The organism is Anabaena azotica FACHB-119 (genome assembly GCF_014697625.1).
Taxonomy (GTDB): Bacteria; Cyanobacteriota; Cyanobacteriia; order Cyanobacteriales; family Nostocaceae; genus Trichormus; species Trichormus azoticus_A.
On the sequence record NZ_JACJSG010000008.1, the window covers coordinates 113971 to 135711 of the forward strand.

Sequence of the window (21741 nt, forward strand, 5' to 3'; positions counted from 1 at the left end):
AATCCTGTAGAGACGTTGTATGCAACGTCTCTACAACTTATTGTTAGGGCTTTTTATATTGAGTCATCAGATTATATATAGAAATAAAAACTAATAGAAAACAACTACTCAACAGCGATACACTGAGTGTTATAAAAGCAGGTATATTCATAGATTGAATCAAAATGATAGCTCCAATACTGAAAAGAGTGGCAGCTATAAAACTAATTAAGCTGACTACATTCTTATTCAAAATGTCCTCCTTAACGTATTGTGTTCAGCCGTAATTTACTAATAATTCATTAGCGTCAGAGATTACTGTAAACACAGTGACTGTAAATGCAGCGATGTTTTTGCTAGGGCGAAGTAGGTCGTCGTAAATAATTAAAGGTTTGTAGTAAGGACTTTAGTCCTCAAATCAGGGCTGAAGCCCTTACTACGAACTGACCGGGCGACAAAAAATAATAATTGAACGCAGATGAACGCAGATGAACGCAGATAAATGTGTACATCTGCAAGCTAGGAAACGTTATATAAATAGTAAAAATGTTTAACAGATGTATCTATAAGCAGGTGAAAATGCTTATTATATAGATAACAAGGAAATTGGTTAAATGTTGTATGAAAGTCAAACGTCTAAAAATTCAATCTTTTCGCGGGATTGGGGATTTGACGCTAGAGTTCGACCAAACTGAGCCAACTGTAATTATTGGTATCAACGGCGTAGGTAAGTCAAGTATTCTTGACTGTCTTGCCATTCTTATATCCCAACTAATAGGACAACGAACAACTAGATAATGATGGACAATATACTCCATTTTGTGCTGCGATCGCCTACATACTCCACAATTATTTTTAAAGCAATCAATCCACTTTTTACTTGATAAACTACTTCTGACGATGTAAATAATTTAAGGTATGTAATAAGGACTAAAGTCCTTACTACGAACTTGATTGACGTAAATTTATATTTCTAAATATAGTTTGACTTATTCTATATGAATTACTTAAAATTTAACTGTCGTTTTAAAAATAACACCCTTACATAAAATACGGTCAGTAAGGATGTTATTTGCCTTGTAAATCCTCATTGGACTTACATTTAAATATGCAATTTTTTCTCCTATTTATCGTCTATTAGTCGGAAAATTCTGACTAATTTATTCTAGAGATGGCTTGTCTTTGTATGGTTCACCTTCAAAAGGTTGGTAGCCAGTTGAGGGATAGTTATCATGATTGGGACTGAATAACTCTGCTACTGCTTCTGCAACATATTCTAAGGTTTCTTCAATAAATGTCAGAGACATTGTTAAATCCTCAATTGCGAGATATTATCAAGGTAATCTCTAGACTTGTCAGTAGTATTACAGAAGTTTGTAGATTTCGTATCAAATTTCTAGATAAATATTCTACTTAAGTAAAATAAGTAAATAAAAAAGAAACTAAGTTCTTTTTATAACAATTTATTTCTACTCATATGGAAAAGCAAGCTACGCGGTAGCTTTGCGTAGCGAAGAAAGGGCTATACTGAGCAATTAAAACAGTCTTGTTACTTAACTTTTCAACTAAACTGTTTTACCTCATACCAATCCTCTATGAACTTGCACCGAATAAATAATGTAGAGACGTTGCATGCAACGTCTCTACAGTGAAGAATAAAGTGCATCTTCATCAAGAGAGGGTATCACTCCACCTTTTGCAACTGGGCTACTCTAGGGTCAATTATCTTTTGTCCCAAACTAGGGAATTTAATCGCTACAGATAACTTACCACCTGCACCAAAAACGTGTGTGATTTCCCCAATACCAAAGGTTTTATGTAATACTCTGTCGCCTACTTGCCAATTGTTGGAAGCTGCTTGTTTACCATTGCTGGTTGATGCTGGTTTAGTATAAGTTTGCCGGACATTGTGCTGGGTTGTTAATAATTCTGCGGGTAGTTCGTCGAGAAATTGCGATCGCAATGCAGGTTCCCGTGAACCATACAAGCGGCGTTCACGCGCAAAGGATAAATACAAGCGTTCTTGGGCGCGGGTAATTCCCACGTAACACAGGCGGCGTTCTTCTTCCAAAGCTGCGGGATCATTCATAGAACGGTAGTTGGGGAATAGTCCTTGTTCCAAGCCTACCAAAAACACGACAGGAAATTCCAAGCCCTTAGAGGCGTGCAGAGTCATGAGAGAAACTGCTGTTTGTCCTTCCTTGAGGTTATCCAAATCAGAACTGAGGGCTGTACTTTGCAAGAAAGCTGTTAAAGAAACATCTTCGTTTTCTTCTTGAAATTGCAGGACGGCGTTGTATAATTCCTGCACGTTTTGAATTCTATCTTCGGCTTCGTCTGTCCCCTGGCTTTGTAAATCCTGCACATAACCAGACTCATCTAAAATCCCCGTAACTATCTCTGTGACTGGGGTTGTAGCTATCTGTTCTTGCCAACGTGCAATCATTTGGGCAAAACCATTCACAGCTTTAGCGGAACGTCCAGCTAAAGTATTAACTGAGGTTTCATCACTTAATATTTCCCAAACAGTTGTGCCTAATTGTTGGGAAGCATTGATTAAGTTATCGATGGTAGCTTTACCAATACCGCGCCGGGGTGTGTTGATAACTCGCAGTAAACTAACTGTATCAGATGGATTAGCGATCGCTCTTAAATAAGCTATGACATCTTTGATTTCTTTGCGGTCATAGAACTTCATCCCACCTACAACTGTGTAAGGAATTTGATTTCTGACTAACAATTCTTCAAAGGGACGAGATTGGGCGTTAGTTCGATACAGAATAGCAAAGCTACCCCAATCTAATTCAGGATTTTGATGTTCTAATGTGCGAATTTGCCTAATCGCAAAATCAGCTTCTTCTAATTCATCATCTGCCTTATGACAATAAATTTCCTCACCTGCTCCCCGCGTTGCTTTGAGAATTTTATCTATGCGTTGAGTATTATTCTCAATCAGTTCGTTAGCTGCTTGGAGAATGTTTTCACAGGAACGATAGTTTTCTTCTAACTTCACCATCGTCCGGGTATCTTCATCGGGCAAACCATCACCGAAATCATTCTGAAATTCTAGCAAGATGGTAAAGTCTGCCATTCTAAAACTGTAAATAGATTGGTCGGCATCACCTACTACAAATACTGAGCGATTTTGCCAATCCCACTCACTTTTTCTATCTTCGCCATTCGTAACTAACAAGCGAATTAAATCATATTGAGTACGATTAGTATCTTGATATTCATCTACTAAAATATGGCAAAACTTCCGATGCCAATAACCTAAAACTTGCTCATTTTGTTGAAATAATCGCGTCGGAACTAAAATTAAATCATCAAAATCAAGGGCATTATTTTCTGCTAGTCTATCTTGATAACGATTGTAGACATCAGCAATTACCCTACCCCGATAATTGGGTTGTTCCTTTTCAAATTCTTGGGGTGAAAGACCTTGGTTTTTGGCATTACTAATGGCGTAACGTACAGAACGGGGTTCAAATTTCTTATCGTCTAAATTTAATTGTTTAGTAACGATATCTTTAATAATACCCTGCACATCTGATTCATCAAAAATGGAAAAGTTGCGATTCCATTTTCGCCCTTTTTCATCTTGATATTTTTCGATATCGAAGCGGAGAATGCGAGAAAATAGACTGTGGAAAGTACCACACCACAAGTCTTTGATCACATCTTTGTAAACGCGCGATCGCAGTTTAGTTTGTTCGTATTCTGCCAGTAAATCCAACCTTGTGCCATATTCTGACAACGCCAATTGTTCAGCAAATAGACGTTGAATCCTTTCTTTCATTTCCCGCGCCGCTTTATTGGTAAAAGTCACCGCCAAAATGTTTTCAGGTGCAACACGGTGTTTCAGAATTAAATTAGCAATTCGATAAGTCAGCGCTCGTGTTTTACCAGAACCAGCGCCAGCAACAACTAACAACGGCCCACAATAGTGTTCCACTGCTTGACGTTGGCTAGGATTAAGATGGCTGAGAAAGTCAGTAGTCATTTGTTATTAGTCATTGGTCATTGGTCATTAGTCATTAGTCCATAGTCAACAGTCCATAGTCCATAGTTTTTCTCCTCACTCCCTCATCTCCCTCATCTCCCTCATCTCCCTCATCTCCCCCCACTCCCTCATCTCCCTCATCTCCCTCATCTCCCCACTCCTAACCCTGCTCCTGAAGTGGTAAATACACAGTGAAAGTAGAGCCTACACCTAGTTGACTGTTGACAAGAATTTCGCCTCCCATCATATGGCAAAAGTGACGGCTAATTGCTAAACCTAACCCTGTACCACCATATTTTTTTGTAGTTGAGGTATCACCTTGGGTAAAGGGTTGAAACAACTGTTGTTGTTGAGCAAGAGACATTCCGATACCTGTATCCTTGACTGTAAATGTAATTACGCCAAGGGGAGCTTGTAGTGAAGGGTCTTGTTTATCTATTTTAACTGTCAGTATTATTCTACCGTTTGTGGTAAACTTGGCAGCATTACTTAATAAGTTTAACAATACCTGCCGCATCCTGGTTTGATCAGCATACATTTTACCCAGGTTTTGATCACAGTAAATTTCTAAAATGTTGCCATTTTTTTCTATAGCAGGTTTGACAGTTAAGACAACATTATTGATAAGTGTGCCAATCTCAAATACTTCTGGATAAAGCGTCATTTTCCCCGCTTCAATCTTCGACAAGTCGAGGATATCGTTAATTAATTCGAGTAAATGTCTACCCGCCGAGTTGATGGTTTCTAAGTCGGCGGTGAAGTCTCCTGATAAATCGAGATCAGCTGCATCATCTTTGAGGAGTTGGCTTAAGCCAATGACAGCGTTTAAGGGTGTACGTAGTTCATGACTGACATTGGCAAGAAATACACTTTTTGCTTTGCTGGCGGCTTCCGCTAGTTCTTTGGCTTGCTCTAATTCTTTGGTACGTTCTGATACCCGCTCAATCAGCCGATTGAGTGATTTCGCTAGTAAGCCGATTTCGTCTTCTGTGGTGACGGGGGCGCGTAAGTCAAAGTTGTGTTTGCGGGCTACTTGTTCGGCTACTTGGGTGACGGTGATGACTGGTTCAGCGATCGCCCGACTCGTTCGCCATGCGACAATAGCGGCGATCGCCACTGACACCAACATACTCACCATCACAATTAATCTTTCAACGCTTTTGGCTTCCTCAACATCTTTTTGGCGGATACTTTCCCTTAATTCAGCCGTTTGTAAAATATTGGACAGCTTGCGCGATAGCTCATCTAACTGCGTGGCTGTTTCACCACGCATAATTTCCAGTAACCGCCCTCTGACTTGGGCTGCTTGTTTTGGTGGTACGGGCTGCTGAATATCTTCTAAAACATTGTGTATTTGCTTGACATAGGAGTCCAAATAATATCTGTAGTCTTGTAATAAAGCTTGTAAATTGGCACTTGTTGCAGCTAAATCTTTAGGTCTACTTTTAATAAACCGAGAAATTTTTGGCTCTAATGCCTTAGCTCTATCTACATTTCTCACGAACTCGGCTTTTTTGACTGGTAGGCGTTGGGGATCGTCTAAAAATGCCACAATGTTGGAGCTGTGCAATTGCGCCCCGACTACAGCATCTTTATAATCGCTTAACAATTGTCTTTGTTCTTGAGCTTGATTAAATACCCTAACTTCTCTACCTCGGTAGTAATTAGCAATCACTAAGCCAGTGAGTGAGCCAAAAAAGCCAATCCCAATTGCCACAAAGTAGCCGTAACCGATTTTTTGATGGATACGCCAAGAACTTGCTTTGAGTTTCCCGCGTGAGGGAAATTCTATGGTTGGGAGTTCATCTGTTGATGTTGATGGCTCTTCTAATGACACTTTTTTGCTGTCTGAACTGCTGTCAACAGGGATCGGCTGTTGAGTTTGCATTCCTCAAATCTCCTTACCCTCCCGCAAGAATTACTGGGTCAACTTCATTTGTATTGATATTACAAATGTTAATACACACTTAAGATTAAGTTATCTAATAGAAGTTATAAGTAATTACTCTTTAGATAATTCTCATAGCTTGATGGTATTTAAGTAATTTTGATATGAATGTTTACACGGTGAGTAAGCACCAATTAATAAACATTTTATCTATTGTGCAGTAGTTTCCCTGATTGTTTGTCAGATTCTAGTAAGTGTAGCGGGGTTTGCAGCCCATCTTAAATAAAAACACGCTTCTTCTAGTCTCTAATCAATAACACAGTTTTCATCGGCGATGCTGGTGGATAAAATTTCCCACAATCGGATTCTATTTTAGATGACAAACCAGCAAAATAACCACAGGACTTACGCATCGAAGTTTTCTGTTGAGGCAGGGTGTAAGGGTGTAAGGGTGTAAGGGTGTAAGGGTGTAAGGGTGTAAGGGTGTAAGGGTGTAAGGGTGTAAGGGTGTAAGGGTTTTAAAGATTTACACCCCTATACCCCTATACCCTTGCCCAAACGCTTGATTTTTCGTTTTTATGCGTAAGTCCTAAACCAGTAATATCTACAGGACTTACGCGCCAAGGTTATCTGTAAAGAATAAGTGTAGGGTTGCAAGGGTTTTGAACACCTAGACATTGTGAAGTTTTGCCTTGTCTGGTGCTAGAAATTACTGAAAATTATCTGGTACTCCTACTGGTGACAAGCCAGCGATCGCTCGTAAGTTTTGGCAACGAATCAAAGTGATAAAATCTAAGCTAGAACGCCCTTCTATTTTGGCTACAGCCTCAATTGCCGATAATAAATGCCCTGCTGCTTCAGCTTCGGTATAACCACGGCGTTGAGCAACTTTAATCGCTGCGTTATCAGCATTTAACTGGGCATCTTGAGATTTGTTACTCCGCCAAATCCGTAATAGCGCGATCGCACTGAGTCCAGAAGCGATCGCCACACCCACAATATCAGACTGTGCCGACTCCACCAATCCACCCAACAGCCCAGCCAACACCACACCCTGATAAATATCTGGTTTAAACCAAGTAATCCCCGTTAACCAAGAAACTTTTTGTAAGATTAATAAATCCCGTTGGGGCTTGGTCAAACGTCCCCACAAATCAAAGTTAATATATATTAACCTTTCCTGATTCCAAGGCAGGGGAAAATCAGTATCAATTACCTGAGTTTGTTCTGGTTTGCTGACAATTTTGACAGTCATCCTCCCAGAAGCCGGCATTACTTCAAATAAACGACGGATTTCAACGTTAGATTCCATAATTCACACATTTACGCTTCTGGTTCAACACCGAGCGATCGCAATTGTGCCATCAGGCGATCGTTTCTTTGGCGTTCCTGTTCCGCCCGTTGGCGTTCCTGTTCCGCCCGTTGACGTTCCTGTTCCGCCCGTTGACGCTCCTGTTCCGCCCTTTCCTCACCAGTCAGTAACAAGTTACCCTGTAAATCCCACCAACGTAACCAGGGTAATTCCATATTCTGGTATTCTCCCTGCCATATACCTAACTCAACGCCTAAAGGTTGTATGGAATAATGCCCTCTCTCATTAGCGGATAATAATTGATATTGTCCACCAATTAACTCATAAACTTCTACACTGGCTTTATTTACTTCATAAATGCCATAAAAAGCTGGGTGAATTACTTGTTCATAAATCCAAAACTTCCCCTTCCAAGGCGTTTTGTCTCGTTCTTCGCTACCGTCGCCTGAGACAAATTCTAAAGCAATTAATGGGGCGATGTGTTCTCGCCACAACACATAAGACCTGCGGGTTTGACCATCAAGCAACGGTGGTACATTCGGCACATAAAACCAATCTGGTGCTTCTGCGCCTTTTTCTGGTGGGTCAGTTAAACGCCAGTAAATACCGCTATCTTGACCTATACAGTATTGCCCATCTGGATGGCGTTGTTGCAATACTGGTTTAATTGAATCGGTGAGTAGAATGCTTTGGGGATGTTCCTGAAAGTTCTTCACAAATGTACCATCCGACTCTGGTAGTTGCGTATGGTCGGGAAATGGAGTGAGGTCGGTGTCTAGATTGGTTGCAGAGGTCATAAGATTACCTTTGCATGTAGTAAGGGGTTGTTTTTTAGTTTAGCAATGAAGGGGCAAGGAGAGCGATGGGCTGCGCCCCACCGTAGGTGATCGCACTTTCTCCACCAAAATTTACACTTCTGGTTCTACACCGAGCGATCGCAATTGTGCCATCAGGCGATCGTTTCTTTGACGTTCCTGTTCCGCCCGTTGGCGTTCCTGTTCCGCCCGTTGACGTTCCTGTTCCGCCCGTTGGCGTTCCTGTTCCGCCCGTTGACGTTCCTGTTCCGCCCGTTGGCGTTCCTGTTCAGCCCTTTGGCTTTCTTGTTCTGCTCTTTCCTCACCAGTTAGCAACAAATTACCCTGTAAATCCCACCAGCGCAGCCACGGTAATTCAGCATTTTGATATTGTCCCTGCCAAATTCCTAACTCAACGCCCAAAGGAGGAATAGGATAATGTCCGCGTTCATTTGCTGCTAGTAACTGATATTTTCCCCCAATAAATTCATAAACTTCTACACTAGCTTTCTTCACTTCATAAATGCCATAGAAAGGAGGACGAATCACTTGCTCATAAATCCAAAATTTGCCTTTCCAAGGAGTTTTATCTCGTTCCTCACTCCCATCCCCAGAAACAAATTCCAAAACAATTAATGGGGCGATGTGTTCTCGCCAAAACACATAGGAACGTCGCGTTATCCCATCAAGTAAAGGCGGTACATTGCCTACATAAAACCAATCTGGTGCTTCTGCGCCTTTCTCTGGCGGGTCAGTTAAACGCCAGTAAATGCCCAAGTCCTGACCAATACAATATTGACCATCAGGATGTAATTCTTGCAGGACTGGTTGAATTGAATCAGTCAGTAAAATACTTTGAGGATGTTCTTGCCAATTTTTCACAAAAGTCCCATCTGATTCTGGTAGCTGCGTATGGTCAGGAAATGGGGTGAGGTCGGTGTCTAGATTAGTTGCAGAGGTCATAAGATTACCTTTGCATGTAGTAAGGGGTTGTTTTTTAGTTTAGCAGTGCTGGAGCGATCGCACTTTAATTGTTCTCAGTTATCACCCACATCAACTTGATAACTGATAACTGATAACTGATTAAATATTCTCCACCCACAGCAGATTATTTGTGTAGTTACTGGTTTGCAGAGCATTGTAAAACTTTTCATCTGCTGTCACCATTTGGCATTGCTCTGTAATAGCCAGTGCCAAGTATAAGCAATCATACACTGCCCTATCTTTCTGGAAGGCAATTTCTAAAGCCAGTGGCATTAAGGGTTGAGATAAGTAAACTTCTAAAGGAATTGTATTTAAATCTGCCAGTGTTTGTTTGACATTATTCAGCCGTATCTTCACCACGACGGACTCTTTTCCAAAAAACATTTCCTATTTCTGCAAAGAAAAAATCAGGTACTAAAAAACTAGCCTTATTTATCAGTAAACGCCTAGCTACATCAGAGTGAATTTCCGGTACAAACCACTTGATAGCAATACTTGCATCTAAAACATACCGACTCACTGCTCTCTATCCTCACGGATAAGTTCAGTGCTGTCACTAAAAAATCTTCCTGCATATCTTACCTGAGCGCGTGCTACTGCTTCTCTGGCTTGTTCCATGTCGCCGCCAGTGTGGTATTGTGTCGCTGTTTCTGCGGCTTGTTGGAGGATGTGTTTTAGTTCTTCTTGCAAAGACCTACCGTGTTGTTTGCCAAGATGTTCTAGTTTTTCTAGAATCAGAGGGTCTAAATTTTCAAGTAATATCTGAGCCATTATTTTTCCAATTTAATACTTACCAACTTTTGAATGTTTTAGATGTTATGCTTTACAACAATTATCGAGGCGAGAAAACAAATATGATCTCCTCTGTTTAATTCCAACATTCTTCACCAAGGGTAAGTATCCTCTTGGAGCAGATGTATGATAATTTGTCTCACTTGAAGCCATCCAATGTTTGTCAACTACCCAACCCACACGCTCTCCAAAATGTTCATAAGCTTTGCAGCGTTTGTCATCTTCACCTCTCACTTTACCACCAAAACGGGTATATATCGATTTTAAGAAAGCAAAAACCTGCTTGAAAGATGAACTTGTTTCCCTTCCTTCTAAGATTCCTCCGACATCAAGATAGATTTTTTTCTGAACACTAAAGCCAAAGCGTCCATTGCTATAATTGACCCATAATTGATCAATAATTCTCAAGTCTTCACAGGGAAATTCTTGAATATCATCTAGTCCCAAGTAACCTTGTTTTTCCCGTTTGGCTACTTTTAGCATCACTTTAAATGTTTCTTCATCAGCTTCTTTCAACATACCTGCTGCTAAATAACAGGCGAGTTGACGATACATTTCTGGTAGACGGAACCGAACTAGGCGAAATGTGTTTGTTGAGGTTTCCCGTATATAAAATATTCCTGCGTCACCAAATCGTTCTCTACTTCTCTGACTCAACCAAGCACAAAACGCATTACTTTGTGCAAAGTCTATCTCACCTGGGTTGATTTCAAGAGTCAAGTCTAAGTTGCTGTTGATTGTCTCTAGATAAAACAACCGATATTCTGCCTCAGTGATATCAGTATCATCAATTACTTTTCCTCTCCATATTTCTTGATCTGTTTCCGTAATGACTATTCCAGCTTGGTCTTCGGTTTCTAAACTCCCTAAAAAACAATCTTCGTTGAGATAGTTTAACCTTTTTTCTAGCTGCACTGATGCTGCTAACTTAAAAACTTCCACATCATTCGATCGCAACCCCTGTTCTACCTTGTCGAGTAGTTTCTGTTCTTTTTCTCGACTGACTCTAAGCTTATTTTGTAAACATTCATAAGCAAGGGTGAGGTTTTCTACAGTTGGTTTGTTTAAGGCTGCATCAATCAGTTTATCTATTTTTACCTGACCAGCATAGAACAATATAGTTTGTCTCCACCAATCTAGATATTTTTTATCTTTAGTAAAAACTTCTAATAAATAAGGCTCATGCTCTGCTTTTGTCAGTTCAACCGCCGTTAAATATTCTTGAAATGTGCGATGGGTAAATTCATAGAGCTTTTCTTGTTTGCGATCGCTCAACAATTCTCTGACACCGATATCATCTTTTTCAATAAAATATTCTGGTTTAAACTCTTTCCCCGCTTCCACCATTTGAACTAGTTCTGCTTGCAGAAAATCTTTTGCGATAAAAATATTACTGTCCTGATTTCTCTCATCTAGAGTAAACTGAAGCACTTGGCGTTTGGTCATTTCCAATGCGAGTGCTTGCAAAGCTTCTTGCTTTTGTTCTGGCTTGAGTGGATATCGGGTAGTTCCAGAAGCAGATTGTCTTCCTTGAAGAAGCACATCACAAATCTGCTTGTAAATTCCTATTCGGGTGGGAGCAAGGCTTGTTTTCTCTTTATAAGTATTAATAATTAATGCCAATAATAGAGGATTTGTTGCCATCAAGCGCAGTGAAGGAACTGCCTCAATTTGACGCACTAACTCGTCTTTTTTGGCTGCGGCAATTTTCTTAAGTTGTTTTTCTGGCTGTTTCCCTGCGTTGCGTCGCTTCTCTAGATTAAAATACCAGTTGAAAAGAAATGTATTGCGCTGTTCTGTCGTAAATGACCGCACAAAATAAGCTGGGGTATCTGCCAGAGGAGCTTGATTGTAAGCTTGGGGGCGTGATGTCAAAATAAAAGGTAATCTATGCTGATAATTTTGCAGTTGCTGAGAAACCCAATCTCTTACCTGTCGTCGATGTTCATCATCTGCAATTTCATCAAGTCCGTCCAACATTATCAGACATTTGCCCTCTTTTAATTGCTTGTTAAACCAATCCTGAGTTTTTGATGATTCATCTTTCCTCGCTTTAGCAATTACTTGCGCTAGAGAGGAATTAGTATCTGCAACGATGATAGAAGCGACATCTCTCAGTCTCAATAAAACAGGAGTAAGTTGAGGCAAACCTCGATGCAATTTTGATTGTTTTCGCAGAGCAAACAGCAGCGTAATATGTCTTAAAAGTGTAGTCTTTCCTGAACCCGGTGCGCCTAAAATTACCAGTCGTCGGCACGCCAATTTCTTTTGAGTAATGTTTCTCAGCAAATTTCCTATTTCGGTTTCCTGCTGAGTTGCAATACTTACATAAGTGACTAATTGCTGAGAATCCTGATTTTGTTCTGGCTCAGTTTCGTTAGTAGCAGTCAAATCTTGAGGATTGTTCAATGGCTGTTCACTAAAACCCAAAGGGACAAACACATTTTCTAGATCCAATCCTTCACCACTAAATCCGCGTCCCTGGTATTCTTGACATTCGGCTGTTAGTGTAGCAAGATACTCAGCCCCAAACCTATCTTTAATTGTTGTCCACCATTTGGGAATTTGAGTAGTAAGTATCCAGTCTATAAAGTTGTCGAAATAGGGAAGAAGCTTACTGCCAATTCTAATAATCAGTGCAACAACAAAGGTGATTCCTAAAAAAATCGCAAACTCTTGCCATCGGCGATTTTTGGCATGATCCGCAGCAATAGCAACAAAAATACCCGGTACACCCCAACCGACCAATTTGTTATCTAATATTTTTTGTACTGATTCCCACCAAGCGGGTTCATTACCTTGGCTTTGAGTCATAGTAATTAATCAAAGTTGATGAAAGCTATAGTGTTTTTAAAGGGACAAGGTTTGAATTTATATTAATCGCTTGCAAAATAGAACCTGTTAATAAGAGTATAAGCGATTACTCCCTACGAGATTATACTTAATCAAGGATTTTAGAAAGTTTTAACAATACACCAGCACTAAGTTTCTAGTTCTACGCCGAGCCAAGTTGCTGCGCGTCTACCCACCTGTAAACAGTCATCATTACTCAATTTGCAGTTGTTTCTGGAATAATTGAACTGTGTTCATGGTGTGGCTTTGTGATTGTATCATTACCAAAAACATGAGTCACAATGAAACCATCGCTCTATAGTGAGGTGGATTATGGGAAAAGAAGAACAGTTGCTTGAAGGCTGGCGAGAACTCACACCCGAAAAACAGCAACAGGTTTTAGAGTTTGTTGAAGCCCTAAAATCCCAATCAGAAGCAACAACAATCAATACAGAATATATTCCACAAACACCCTTAGCTAAGAAATTGTAGGAAATTCGTCAACAAGCGATCGCCTCTGGAATAAAATTACTTAACGAAGCAGAAATTGAACAAAAGCTTTCATAAAAAAGAGGCGATCGCCATCTCCCATAAACTTGTAGAGACGTTGTATACAACGTCTCTACAGGAATTATTTGGTGATTGCTAAAAGAAATGCGATCGCCTCTTTTAACAGTGAACAGTGAACAGTAAACAGTTATCAGTTAAATAAGAAAGTGAAACACCACACCAATTAGTGGAAAGCTTTGGTGGCGCTTTTTTATCCCTCACTATACACCTCTTCACTGATAACTGATAACTGATAACTGATAACTGATTTAACCTACACCAACACCTGATTAACTGGCGCAACACCAGCCAAGTCCAAAATCTGGGGAATCAAATCTTCCCGCTTGACAGCCATCATGTGGACACCATGACACAATTGACGCGCTGTCTGTACTTGTTCGGCAGCAATTTTGACACCTTCTTCTAATGGGTCTTTGGCTTTTGCTAATCTATCAATAATGTGTTCGGGTATATTGACACCCGGAACGCACCTATTAATAAATTGGGCATTTTTTGCTGATTTTAATAAGAAAATTCCTGCCAAAATTGGTTTATTATAGGCAGAAGCTATCTTATCCATGAACTTTTCTAGTCTTTCAAAATCAGTGATTAATTGACTTTGAAAAAATTGCGCTCCGGCTTCAATTTTGCGTTCAAAGCGGCTTTGTAAACCTGACCAACTCGCACATTGCGGATCTACGGCTGCACCGACAAATAAATCGGTAGCGCCATCGGTCAAAGGTTTATCGTTGCAATCGAAACCTTGATTCATTTTGCGAATTAGTTGTAATAATCGCACAGCTTCCAAATCAAAGACGGCTTTGGCTTCGGGATGGTCGCCTGCTTTTACTGGGTCGCCAGTTAAAGCTAGGATATTACGAATACCTAAAGCATGAGCGCCCATGAGGTCGGCTTGTAAAGCGATACGGTTGCGATCGCGGCAAGCCATCTGACAAATTGGTTCAATACCCTGTTGCAACAAAATTGCCGATGCTACCAATGAAGACATCCGCAACACAGCACGGCTACCATCGGTAATATTGACAGCATGAACTCTCCCCTTAAGAGTCGCCGCCATTTCCATCATATGACTGGGATTTCCCCCTTTTGGTGGTGCTACCTCGGCGGTAACTAAAAATTCCCCCGCTTGCGCGGCTTTACTAAAATAATTCAAAGCAGTACAGCTATGGTTATCTTCCATAACGTTATTATTGGTGTTCATTCTTAGGGTATAACGAATGACCACCTGAAAGAACAAGGGGAGGGACTGGGGACTGGGGACTGGGGAAGAATGAAATATAATTCTTCACCCAGCAGTCCCTCATTACCAATTACCAATTACCAATTACCAATTACCAATTAAACAGGTACAGAATAGCCTAACGCCGCTTTCACATCTGCTAGAGTTTGGTTGGCGACGGCTTCGGCTTTTTCTCTACCATCGCGTAACACTGACTCTAGATAGCCTTTGTCGGCTGTGATTTGGTGATATTTATCTTGTATGGGTTTAAGGGCGTTAATAGCTGTTTCTGTTAACAATGGCTTAAATTGTCCCCAGCCCATATCTTGACATTCTGCGGCTACTTCTTCCTTGCTTTTACCAGACAGCAGCATATACAGTGTTAGCAGGTTATTACACTCTGGGCGTTCTGGGTCGTCAAAAGTTAAACCTCTGACTGGATCAGTTTTACAACGTTTAATTTTATTGACAATCTGATCTGGTGTATCCAAAAGATTAATCCGGCTTAACTCTGAGGGGTCAGATTTGGACATTTTGCGTGTCCCATCTGTCAAACTCATCACCCTTGCGCCTTCCTTGCGGATTAAAGGGTCTGGTAATTTTAGCACAGGTTCATCTTTGGCGAATTGATGGTTAAATCTATTAACAATATCCCTGGTCAGTTCCAAGTGTTGCTTTTGGTCTTCACCTACCGGGACTTTATCGGCTTGGTAAAGTAGTATATCCGCCGCCATCAGCACAGGATAGATTAACAAGCCAGCACTGACATTTTCCCCCTGCTTGAGCGCTTTTTCCTTAAACTGAATCATATCTTGTAGCCAATTGAGGGGGGTGATGCAGTTCAGCAACCAAGCCAGTTCACTGTGGGCTGAAACGTGGGATTGGACAAAGATACTAGAATATTGTAAATCAATCCCACAGGCTAAATAAAGTGCAGCGATCGCATAAGTGTCTGCCGCCAATGTAGCTGGATTATGCGGTACAGTAATTGCGTGTAAATCCACTACACAAAAGAAATTATCGTACTGGTCTTGAATTTCTACCCAGTTGCGTATCGCCCCTAAATAGTTACCCAAATGTAGATTACCAGTTGGTTGAACTCCCGACAGAACGCGCTGCTTACCCATAAATCTTAGTTAGTTATCTCAAATTCCCACCTTATGACAGTGGCGATCGCAAAACTATTTCATTTTGTCATTAGTCAATAGTCATTAGTCAATAGTCCATAGTCCATAGTCCATAGTCAACAGTTCTATTGGTGGAATTTGAGCGAAAACCAATAAATATACTACACATTTAATATGATAAATCTTGTGGGGTGGGCATCTTGCCCGCCCTTGTATAATTTACTGAGGTAAAATGTGCTGTAGTTACGGCTGTGTTATTTCTTGCTTGGGCAAGGTTGAGAAAATAAACTAATTTTACTCACTATTGTAGATATAAATATGCGTGAACTTTATCCAAACCGAGAACCTTATAAAGAGGGTAAACTACAAGTCTCTCAATTACACACAATCCATTTTGAAGAATCAGGTAATCCTGAAGGTAAGCCTGTAGTATTATTGCATGGTGGCCCTGGTGGGGGCTGTCCACCATTTTATCGACAATATTTTCATCCTGAAAAATGGCGCTTGGTGATGTTTGACCAACGTGGCTGCGGTAAAAGTCAACCCCATGCAGAATTAAGAGAAAATACCACTTGGGATTTAGTCAATGATATTGAAAAACTCCGAGAACATCTAGGTATAGAAAGGTGGGTAGTCTTTGGTGGTAGTTGGGGTAGCACCTTATCATTAGCATATAGCCAAACTCATCCAGAGCGTTGTTTAGGCTTAATTTTACGCGGGATATTTTTACTCAGACAAAAAGAGTTACGCTGGTTTTATCAAGAAGGTGCTAGTTATATTTTTCCTGATGCTTGGGAAGAATATCTCAAACCAATTCCAGAAGATGAACGCGATGATTTACTCACAGCTTATTATAAAAGATTAACTAGCCCAGATTTGCAGGTAAGATTAGCAGCAGCCCGTGCTTGGTCGATTTGGGAAGGTAGCACTAGCAGATTATTTCCTGATCCTCAGTTAATGCAAACTTTTGGTGCAGATAATTTTGCTGATGCTTTCGCTAGAATTGAATGTCATTATTTTGTCAATAAAGGTTTTTTTGCACAAGAGGATCAGCTATTATTAAATGTTCATCGTATCCGTGACATTCCGGCTGTGATTGTCCAAGGGCGTTATGATGTGGTTTGTCCGATGGTGTCAGCTTGGGAATTACATCGCGCTTGGCCGGAGGCTGAGTTTATTGTAGTTCCTGATGCTGGTCATTCGATGAGTGAAGCGGGGATTCGTAGTGCTTTGATTGAGGCTACGGATAGGTTTGCTGAGGAAAGATAGGAGAAGTTAATAGATATTTTGGGGATGTTGAAAGGCTTTTAAAGGCTCACGCAAAGACGCAGAGGCGCGAAGGAGAACGCTAAATTATTTATGAAATTTATTGGTGTTGATTTGGGGTGGAAGTCTCAACCGAGTGGGCTGTGTTGTTTAGAATTGGTTGATGGGAAGTTGGAGATACTGGATTTGGATCGTCAGGATGCGATCGCTCACATTTTCACCTGGATCGATACCTGGGTACAACCCAACACACCCGCACTCGTCGCTGTAGATGCGCCTACTCTCATACCTAATGCTACAGGAAGTCGTCTTCCTGACAAACTCACACATAAATATTTTGGTAAATATCACGCTGGTTGTTATCCTGCTAACCAAGGTCTACCCTTTGCCGATCGCACCATCAATTTTGGCTTAGAATTAGAATCCCGTGGTTTTGTCCATGCACCCACCATCGAACCACAAAAATTAGGCAGATATCAAATAGAAGTCTTTCCCCATCCCGCAATAGTCCATCTATTTAATTTAGATCGTATCCTCAAATATAAAAAAGGGCGCATTAGTGAGCGCCGCTTAGAATTAATCAAACTGTATCAATATATTGTCGATATCCTACCCACCTTTGAGCCTGCCTTGTGTATAAAAAAGTTATCCCTTGATGAGATTCCCCACACAGGGACAGAACTCAAAGCCGCAGAAGATAAACTAGATAGCTTAATCTGTGCCTACGTAGCCGCTTACTGGTGGTATTGGGGAGAACAACGTAACCTAGTTTTAGGCGATCGCACCACAGGTTACATTGTCATCCCGAAAATGAGAGACTAGGTGAGTCAGTTAACAGTTATCAGGTGATGTTCACTGATAACTGATAACTGATAACTGATAAACTTACTCCGCCCAAGCAATTAACCTGGGTTCGTAAGGATTAGAAAGATGTGGGTGTTTGGGTAATACCCGCAAAGACAAGCCTTGTAAACCAGAGGATGAGTAAAGAATGTTAGCGGTGTACACACTCAACCCACCGCTATCCTGTCCTTGATAATCCATCACTACAGGTACAGCATTAACTATATCCCCGTTGGCATCAATCGCACCTTGATAAAGTTCGACTTGTACATCATCATTGGTTAAAGTTGCCAAGTCTACCTTAGCTTTCACAGCCACAGTTTGATTCACCTCAATATCTGCGCCTGCGGATACATCGACATCTTTGATTTTGATATTAAACCAGTGGTCACTAAGTGTGGCTTTCCACTTTGCTAATTCCTTAGCTGGGGCGTAATTATCAGATGTTAAGGTATGATAGCGATCGCTTGCAGGGAAGTAAGCCCTTTGTGCATATTCTCGCACCATCCGCGCTGTATTAAAAAATGGACAATTTAAGCGGATAGCGTCTTTCATTTTCGCTACCCAAGGTCTAGGTAAACCATCGACATCACGGTGGTCGTAAAATAAAGGTACGACTTCCTTCTCCAGTAAATCGTACAGCGCATTAGCTTCTATTTGATCCTGATAATTGGGATCATCGTAATTTTCCCCATGTCCAATAGCCCAGCCTGTACGGACATAATCAGCTTCATCCCACCAACCATCTAACACACTCAGGTTAGGTAAGCCATTCATCGCCGCTTTCATTCCGCTTGTACCCGATGCTTCTCTGGGACGACGGGGTGTATTTAACCAAATATCACAGCCAGCCACCATTAACCGGGAAATGTGAATGTCGTAGTTGGGAACAAACACGACTTGTTTTTCTAAATGTTGTTCGCGGATAAAGTGATTAATTTCGCGGATCAGTTCTTTTCCGGGAATATCTTTCGGGTGGGCTTTACCAGCGATGACAAATTGCACCTTGCGGTCTTTATCGGCTAGTAAAATGCGCCTAATCCGTTCAATGTCGCGCATCCACAGGGTAGCACGTTTGTAGGTGGCAAAGCGCCGAGCGAAACCAATAGTTAACGCATTGGGGTCGAGGACTTCCTGGGCTTGGGCGATATCGGAAGGGGAAGCACCGCGATCGCGCAGATGTTTCACCAAATGGTCGCGCACATACAGTATCATATCCAAGCGGCAACGCTCATGATTCCGCCATAACTCCTCATCGGGAATTGCGTCCATCCGTTCCCACAATTGATTATCCACTGGTGCTGATGACCAATTTGGCCCTAAGTAGCGATCGTATAATTCCTGGGTTGACTTAGCAACACAACTACGCGCATGGACACCATTAGTAATTGCTGTGATGGGTACTTCCTCAACGGGAACCTTCTTCCACAAACCTTGGAACATTTGGCGAGAAACCACCCCGTGTAGCTGGGCGACACCGTTAGAAAATGTTGCCATCTTCAACGCCAACACCGCCATACTAAAAGGTGCAGATAAATCCCCCGTATTTTCCCGTCCCAACCCTAAAAATTGCTCTTTGGGTAAGTTAAAGATATCTGCATAATAACCAAGGTAATACAGAATCTTGTCAGGTGAGAACAGGTCAATCCCCGCCGGGACTGGGGTATGAGTAGTAAAGATATTACTCGAACTCACCACCTGTTTAGCTTCCGCATAACTCAAACCCTCTTGCTGAATCAACAAGCGGATACGTTCTAGGGCGGAGAAGGCGGCGTGACCTTCATTCATGTGGTAAGCCGTTACCTGATAACCCAAGGCTTTCAACATTTGCACACCACCAATACCCAGCATAATTTCTTGGTGGATACGCATATCGATATCACCGCCATAGAGTTGATCGGTAATATCCTGGTCGTAGGGGTTATTGGGTTCAATATTGGTATCCATCATGTACAGGGGTACAGTCCCCACCTGTACACGCCATACTCTGGCGTAAACCTTGCGCCCTGGATAATCTACCGCAATTCGCAGTTCCGAACCGTCGGCATTGCGTTCTAGGTGCAAAGGCATATTATAGAAATCGTTAATTGGGTAACGTTCTTGCTGCCAGCCGTCGGCATTGAGATACTGGGCAAAGTAGCCTTGCTGGTATAATAAACCCACACCCACCAAGGGTAGCCCTAAATCACTGGCTGATTTCAAGTGATCGCCCGCCAGCACCCCCAAACCACCAGAATAGACAGGTAGACAATCTACCAGCCCAAACTCCGCCGAAAAATAGGCATAACATTCTTTGGGTTTCTGACTACGCTGCTTTTGATACCAGCTACGTTCTTGTAAATAGTCATCCAGTTGGCGATCGGCACGATCCATCTGTGCCAAAAAGCCTTCATCTTCCACGACTTCCAACAGCCGTCCCTGACTGATTGTCCCCAACATTAACACAGGGTTATGATGGCTAGATTCCCATAAATCCGGGTCTAAGCGCCGAAATAAATCTTTAGTCTCGACGTTCCAATCCCAATGTAAATTATACGCCAGCCGCCGCAACGGTTCCAGTCGCGCCGGCAAGGAAGGAGAAACGTTGAATGTACGAATTGGCTGCATAGGTTAGCAAGGCTCCTAGTTTAGCTATGGCTATTGTTGACTGTCTTTTCCCTAATGTTGCCAATTCTTTATACTAAGTTTGTAAAAGGACCATGACTTTGTTAAGGGATAGAAATCTTTGGTGTCTGTACTTGGTAAATTTTGTCCCATAGAAGTTTTTACTACGTCCCAGGTTGGAGAGGTTTGTATCTCAAGTGATAATATCTCAATATTTTTTATAGCAGGAGGCAGAAGGCAGGAGCTTAAAGTCTTCCTCCTTTCCCCTTTCCCCTTTCCCCCTTCCCCTCATGGCTTTTGTAGTCAGAAGAACTTAAATTAAGTGTTATTTTACCCAATGTTTACCTGTTCTTAAACTTACAACATTAATATTGAGCCTGACAACAGATAAAAATAGGCACTAAGTATGAGGAAAAGGTCTTGATTGCCCACGATGCTCTGAATTGGGTATATCTCAAATTATAAAACCTACTAGTGATTAATTACCCTGTCCGTTATCAGAAAAATCTATTCATCTACGGATTTTGCTGTATTTCGAGAAATATGTAGGTTACTACTACTAAAATTATTGTCACATAGGAAATTGAATATAGAATAATCGAACCAAATTAATGCTCAAACTGTTGAATAATAGCGAAAATATGATAGTAAAACATTAGAGTCTAATTGAGATTTTTTGTAGACTATATTTTCTTAATTTAGAGATTTAAATTATTTTCTCTTGATTTTTTATATTTTTTGCAAAAACCCCTATCTTTTCAAGACAAATCAACAATCCTCAAGATTTTTTCAAGAAATACTTACTACATAGTATTTATCCGGCTTTTGTTCCATTTATACTATTCTCAATCCCACAACTGCTCCTTTAATGTCTTCTATCACCTTCACCGAAACTACTGCTACCGTATTGAATGACTCTACCGCCAACGGGCATTTGTCATCAAGACTATTTACGCGCAAAGAAATCATTACGCCTAATCAGAACGTGCTTTGGCGAATTGACCGTGGCGTAGTCCGTACCCTGACTTGGAGCGAAGACGGTACATTTATTACTTTGGGCTATTGGGGAGCAGGGGATTTAATAGGCTATCCTTTATCCAAAATTAACCCATATCAAATTGAATGTTTGACAAGTGTAGAAGCTATTGCCATACCGCAACATCATTGGCATAAATACACTAATGATCTACTGGCTCATATTCAATATAGTGAAGAGCTTTTAAGCATAGTTCATCGTAAACCTGTAGCTCTACGTCTATGGCAATTCTTAGTTTGGCTAAGTGAAAAATTTGGGCGAGACTTAACTCAGGGTAGGCTCATTGAACTGTATATTACCCATCAAGAAATAGCCGAAGTATTGAACACAACGAGAGTAACTGTAACACGCTTACTACAACAGTTTGAAGTAGAAGGTGCGCTAGTACGTTACAAGCGTCGCATTATTCTATGTTTATCAAATAAAAAAATTATGAATATCAGTTGAAAAAATGGGTAACTATCTTGTCTTAGGTATGCCTAAAGATGTATA

Annotated in this window: 18 protein-coding genes; 5 read left to right on the forward strand and 13 right to left on the reverse strand. The window is 41.1% G+C overall.

Annotation, left to right across the window (positions count from 1 at the left end; all coding sequences use genetic code 11):
• Nucleotides 1–600 precede the first annotated feature (600 nt).
• Nucleotides 601–777, forward strand: coding sequence for an AAA family ATPase (locus tag H6G83_RS07675; RefSeq protein WP_242044478.1), 177 nt, complete (start codon nucleotides 601–603; stop codon nucleotides 775–777).
• A gap of 362 nt (nucleotides 778–1139) precedes the next feature.
• On the opposite strand, the gene H6G83_RS07680 is transcribed toward H6G83_RS07675, so the two are convergent.
• From H6G83_RS07680 to H6G83_RS07720, 10 genes are all read right to left on the reverse strand, one after another.
• Complete coding sequence (locus H6G83_RS07680; RefSeq protein ID WP_190469387.1) at nucleotides 1140–1286, reverse strand: isochorismate synthase; 147 nt, start codon at nucleotides 1284–1286, stop codon at nucleotides 1140–1142.
• Nucleotides 1287–1663: 377 nt separating this feature from the next.
• Complete coding sequence (gene pcrA / locus H6G83_RS07685) at nucleotides 1664–3982, reverse strand: DNA helicase PcrA (protein WP_190469390.1); 2319 nt, start codon at nucleotides 3980–3982, stop codon at nucleotides 1664–1666.
• A 160-nt stretch (nucleotides 3983–4142) separates the two neighbouring features.
• A complete protein-coding gene (locus tag H6G83_RS07690) occupies nucleotides 4143–5870 on the reverse strand; it encodes a sensor histidine kinase (protein ID WP_190469393.1) in 1728 nt (575 codons plus the stop codon).
• Between the two features lie 709 nt (nucleotides 5871–6579).
• Nucleotides 6580–7182 carry a DUF3318 domain-containing protein gene (locus H6G83_RS07695; RefSeq protein WP_190469395.1) on the reverse strand — a complete coding sequence of 201 codons (603 nt, stop codon included), beginning with the start codon at nucleotides 7180–7182 and terminating at the stop codon, nucleotides 6580–6582.
• Nucleotides 7183–7193: 11 nt separating this feature from the next.
• A complete protein-coding gene (locus H6G83_RS07700) occupies nucleotides 7194–7979 on the reverse strand; it encodes a Uma2 family endonuclease (RefSeq protein ID WP_190469397.1) in 786 nt (261 codons plus the stop codon).
• Nucleotides 7980–8090: 111 nt separating this feature from the next.
• Entirely contained in the window at nucleotides 8091–8939 is an 849-nt protein-coding gene (locus H6G83_RS07705) for a Uma2 family endonuclease (protein WP_190469400.1), read from the reverse strand.
• A gap of 120 nt (nucleotides 8940–9059) precedes the next feature.
• The gene (locus H6G83_RS07710) at nucleotides 9060–9344 is read right to left on the reverse strand and encodes a type II toxin-antitoxin system VapC family toxin (protein WP_242044479.1); all 285 of its coding nucleotides are present in this window, start codon (nucleotides 9342–9344) and stop codon (nucleotides 9060–9062) included.
• Nucleotides 9298–9480, reverse strand: a complete 183-nt coding sequence (locus H6G83_RS35215) for a type II toxin-antitoxin system VapC family toxin (protein ID WP_242044480.1) — start codon at nucleotides 9478–9480, stop codon at nucleotides 9298–9300. Before H6G83_RS35215 ends, H6G83_RS07710 begins: the two co-directional genes overlap by 47 nt.
• Nucleotides 9477–9731, reverse strand: a complete 255-nt coding sequence (locus H6G83_RS07715; RefSeq protein ID WP_190469403.1) for a FitA-like ribbon-helix-helix domain-containing protein — start codon at nucleotides 9729–9731, stop codon at nucleotides 9477–9479. The genes H6G83_RS35215 and H6G83_RS07715 overlap by 4 nt, the downstream gene beginning before the upstream one ends.
• 45 nt (nucleotides 9732–9776) lie before the next feature.
• A complete protein-coding gene (locus H6G83_RS07720; protein ID WP_190469406.1) occupies nucleotides 9777–12566 on the reverse strand; it encodes a GUN4 domain-containing protein in 2790 nt (929 codons plus the stop codon).
• A 351-nt stretch (nucleotides 12567–12917) separates the two neighbouring features.
• Between H6G83_RS07720 and H6G83_RS07725 the strand changes: the two genes are divergently transcribed.
• Nucleotides 12918–13076 carry a hypothetical protein gene (locus tag H6G83_RS07725; RefSeq protein WP_190469409.1) on the forward strand — a complete coding sequence of 53 codons (159 nt, stop codon included), beginning with the start codon at nucleotides 12918–12920 and terminating at the stop codon, nucleotides 13074–13076.
• 331 nt (nucleotides 13077–13407) lie between these two features.
• Here the strand turns inward: H6G83_RS07725 and H6G83_RS07730 are convergent, their stop codons facing one another.
• Together H6G83_RS07730 and trpS are read right to left on the reverse strand one after the other, a co-directional pair.
• On the reverse strand, nucleotides 13408–14334 hold the full coding sequence (locus H6G83_RS07730; RefSeq protein WP_190469603.1) for a methylenetetrahydrofolate reductase: 927 nt from the start codon (nucleotides 14332–14334) through the stop codon (nucleotides 13408–13410).
• A gap of 158 nt (nucleotides 14335–14492) precedes the next feature.
• Nucleotides 14493–15500 (reverse strand): tryptophan--tRNA ligase, encoded by a 1008-nt coding sequence (trpS, locus tag H6G83_RS07735; RefSeq protein ID WP_190469411.1) that lies wholly within the window; start codon nucleotides 15498–15500, stop codon nucleotides 14493–14495.
• A 318-nt stretch (nucleotides 15501–15818) separates the two neighbouring features.
• Here trpS and pip point away from each other — a divergent pair, with 318 nt between their 5' ends.
• Together pip and H6G83_RS07745 are read left to right on the forward strand one after the other, a co-directional pair.
• Nucleotides 15819–16769: a prolyl aminopeptidase gene (gene pip / locus H6G83_RS07740; protein WP_190469413.1), complete on the forward strand. Its 951-nt coding sequence runs from the start codon at nucleotides 15819–15821 to the stop codon at nucleotides 16767–16769.
• Between the two features lie 90 nt (nucleotides 16770–16859).
• Nucleotides 16860–17588, forward strand: coding sequence for a DUF429 domain-containing protein (locus H6G83_RS07745; protein WP_190469415.1), 729 nt, complete (start codon nucleotides 16860–16862; stop codon nucleotides 17586–17588).
• A gap of 63 nt (nucleotides 17589–17651) precedes the next feature.
• Here the strand turns inward: H6G83_RS07745 and glgP are convergent, their stop codons facing one another.
• Nucleotides 17652–20216 carry an alpha-glucan family phosphorylase gene (glgP, locus tag H6G83_RS07750; RefSeq protein ID WP_190469418.1) on the reverse strand — a complete coding sequence of 855 codons (2565 nt, stop codon included), beginning with the start codon at nucleotides 20214–20216 and terminating at the stop codon, nucleotides 17652–17654.
• A gap of 865 nt (nucleotides 20217–21081) precedes the next feature.
• Here glgP and H6G83_RS07755 point away from each other — a divergent pair.
• Complete coding sequence (locus H6G83_RS07755; RefSeq protein ID WP_190469422.1) at nucleotides 21082–21696, forward strand: Crp/Fnr family transcriptional regulator; 615 nt, start codon at nucleotides 21082–21084, stop codon at nucleotides 21694–21696.
• The last annotated feature ends 45 nt before the right edge of the window (nucleotides 21697–21741 follow it).

Coding starts and splice junctions, on each gene's coding strand:
- trpS (WP_190469411.1), bottom strand. CDS start 15,500: ATGGGTAAGCAGCGCGTTCTGTCGGGAGTTCAACCAACTGGTAATCTA.
- H6G83_RS07700 (WP_190469397.1), bottom strand. CDS start 7,979: ATGACCTCTGCAACCAATCTAGACACCGACCTCACTCCATTTCCCGAC.
- H6G83_RS07745 (WP_190469415.1), top strand. CDS start 16,860: ATGAAATTTATTGGTGTTGATTTGGGGTGGAAGTCTCAACCGAGTGGG.
- H6G83_RS07720 (WP_190469406.1), bottom strand. CDS start 12,566: ATGACTCAAAGCCAAGGTAATGAACCCGCTTGGTGGGAATCAGTACAA.
- H6G83_RS07680 (WP_190469387.1), bottom strand. CDS start 1,286: ATGTCTCTGACATTTATTGAAGAAACCTTAGAATATGTTGCAGAAGCA.
- pip (WP_190469413.1), top strand. CDS start 15,819: ATGCGTGAACTTTATCCAAACCGAGAACCTTATAAAGAGGGTAAACTA.
- H6G83_RS07730 (WP_190469603.1), bottom strand. CDS start 14,334: ATGGAAGATAACCATAGCTGTACTGCTTTGAATTATTTTAGTAAAGCC.
- H6G83_RS07690 (WP_190469393.1), bottom strand. CDS start 5,870: ATGCAAACTCAACAGCCGATCCCTGTTGACAGCAGTTCAGACAGCAAA.
- H6G83_RS07705 (WP_190469400.1), bottom strand. CDS start 8,939: ATGACCTCTGCAACTAATCTAGACACCGACCTCACCCCATTTCCTGAC.
- H6G83_RS07715 (WP_190469403.1), bottom strand. CDS start 9,731: ATGGCTCAGATATTACTTGAAAATTTAGACCCTCTGATTCTAGAAAAA.
- H6G83_RS07710 (WP_242044479.1), bottom strand. CDS start 9,344: ATGTTTTTTGGAAAAGAGTCCGTCGTGGTGAAGATACGGCTGAATAAT.
- H6G83_RS07675 (WP_242044478.1), top strand. CDS start 601: ATGAAAGTCAAACGTCTAAAAATTCAATCTTTTCGCGGGATTGGGGAT.
- glgP (WP_190469418.1), bottom strand. CDS start 20,216: ATGCAGCCAATTCGTACATTCAACGTTTCTCCTTCCTTGCCGGCGCGA.
- pcrA (WP_190469390.1), bottom strand. CDS start 3,982: ATGACTACTGACTTTCTCAGCCATCTTAATCCTAGCCAACGTCAAGCA.
- H6G83_RS07755 (WP_190469422.1), top strand. CDS start 21,082: ATGTCTTCTATCACCTTCACCGAAACTACTGCTACCGTATTGAATGAC.
- H6G83_RS07725 (WP_190469409.1), top strand. CDS start 12,918: ATGGGAAAAGAAGAACAGTTGCTTGAAGGCTGGCGAGAACTCACACCC.
- H6G83_RS07695 (WP_190469395.1), bottom strand. CDS start 7,182: ATGGAATCTAACGTTGAAATCCGTCGTTTATTTGAAGTAATGCCGGCT.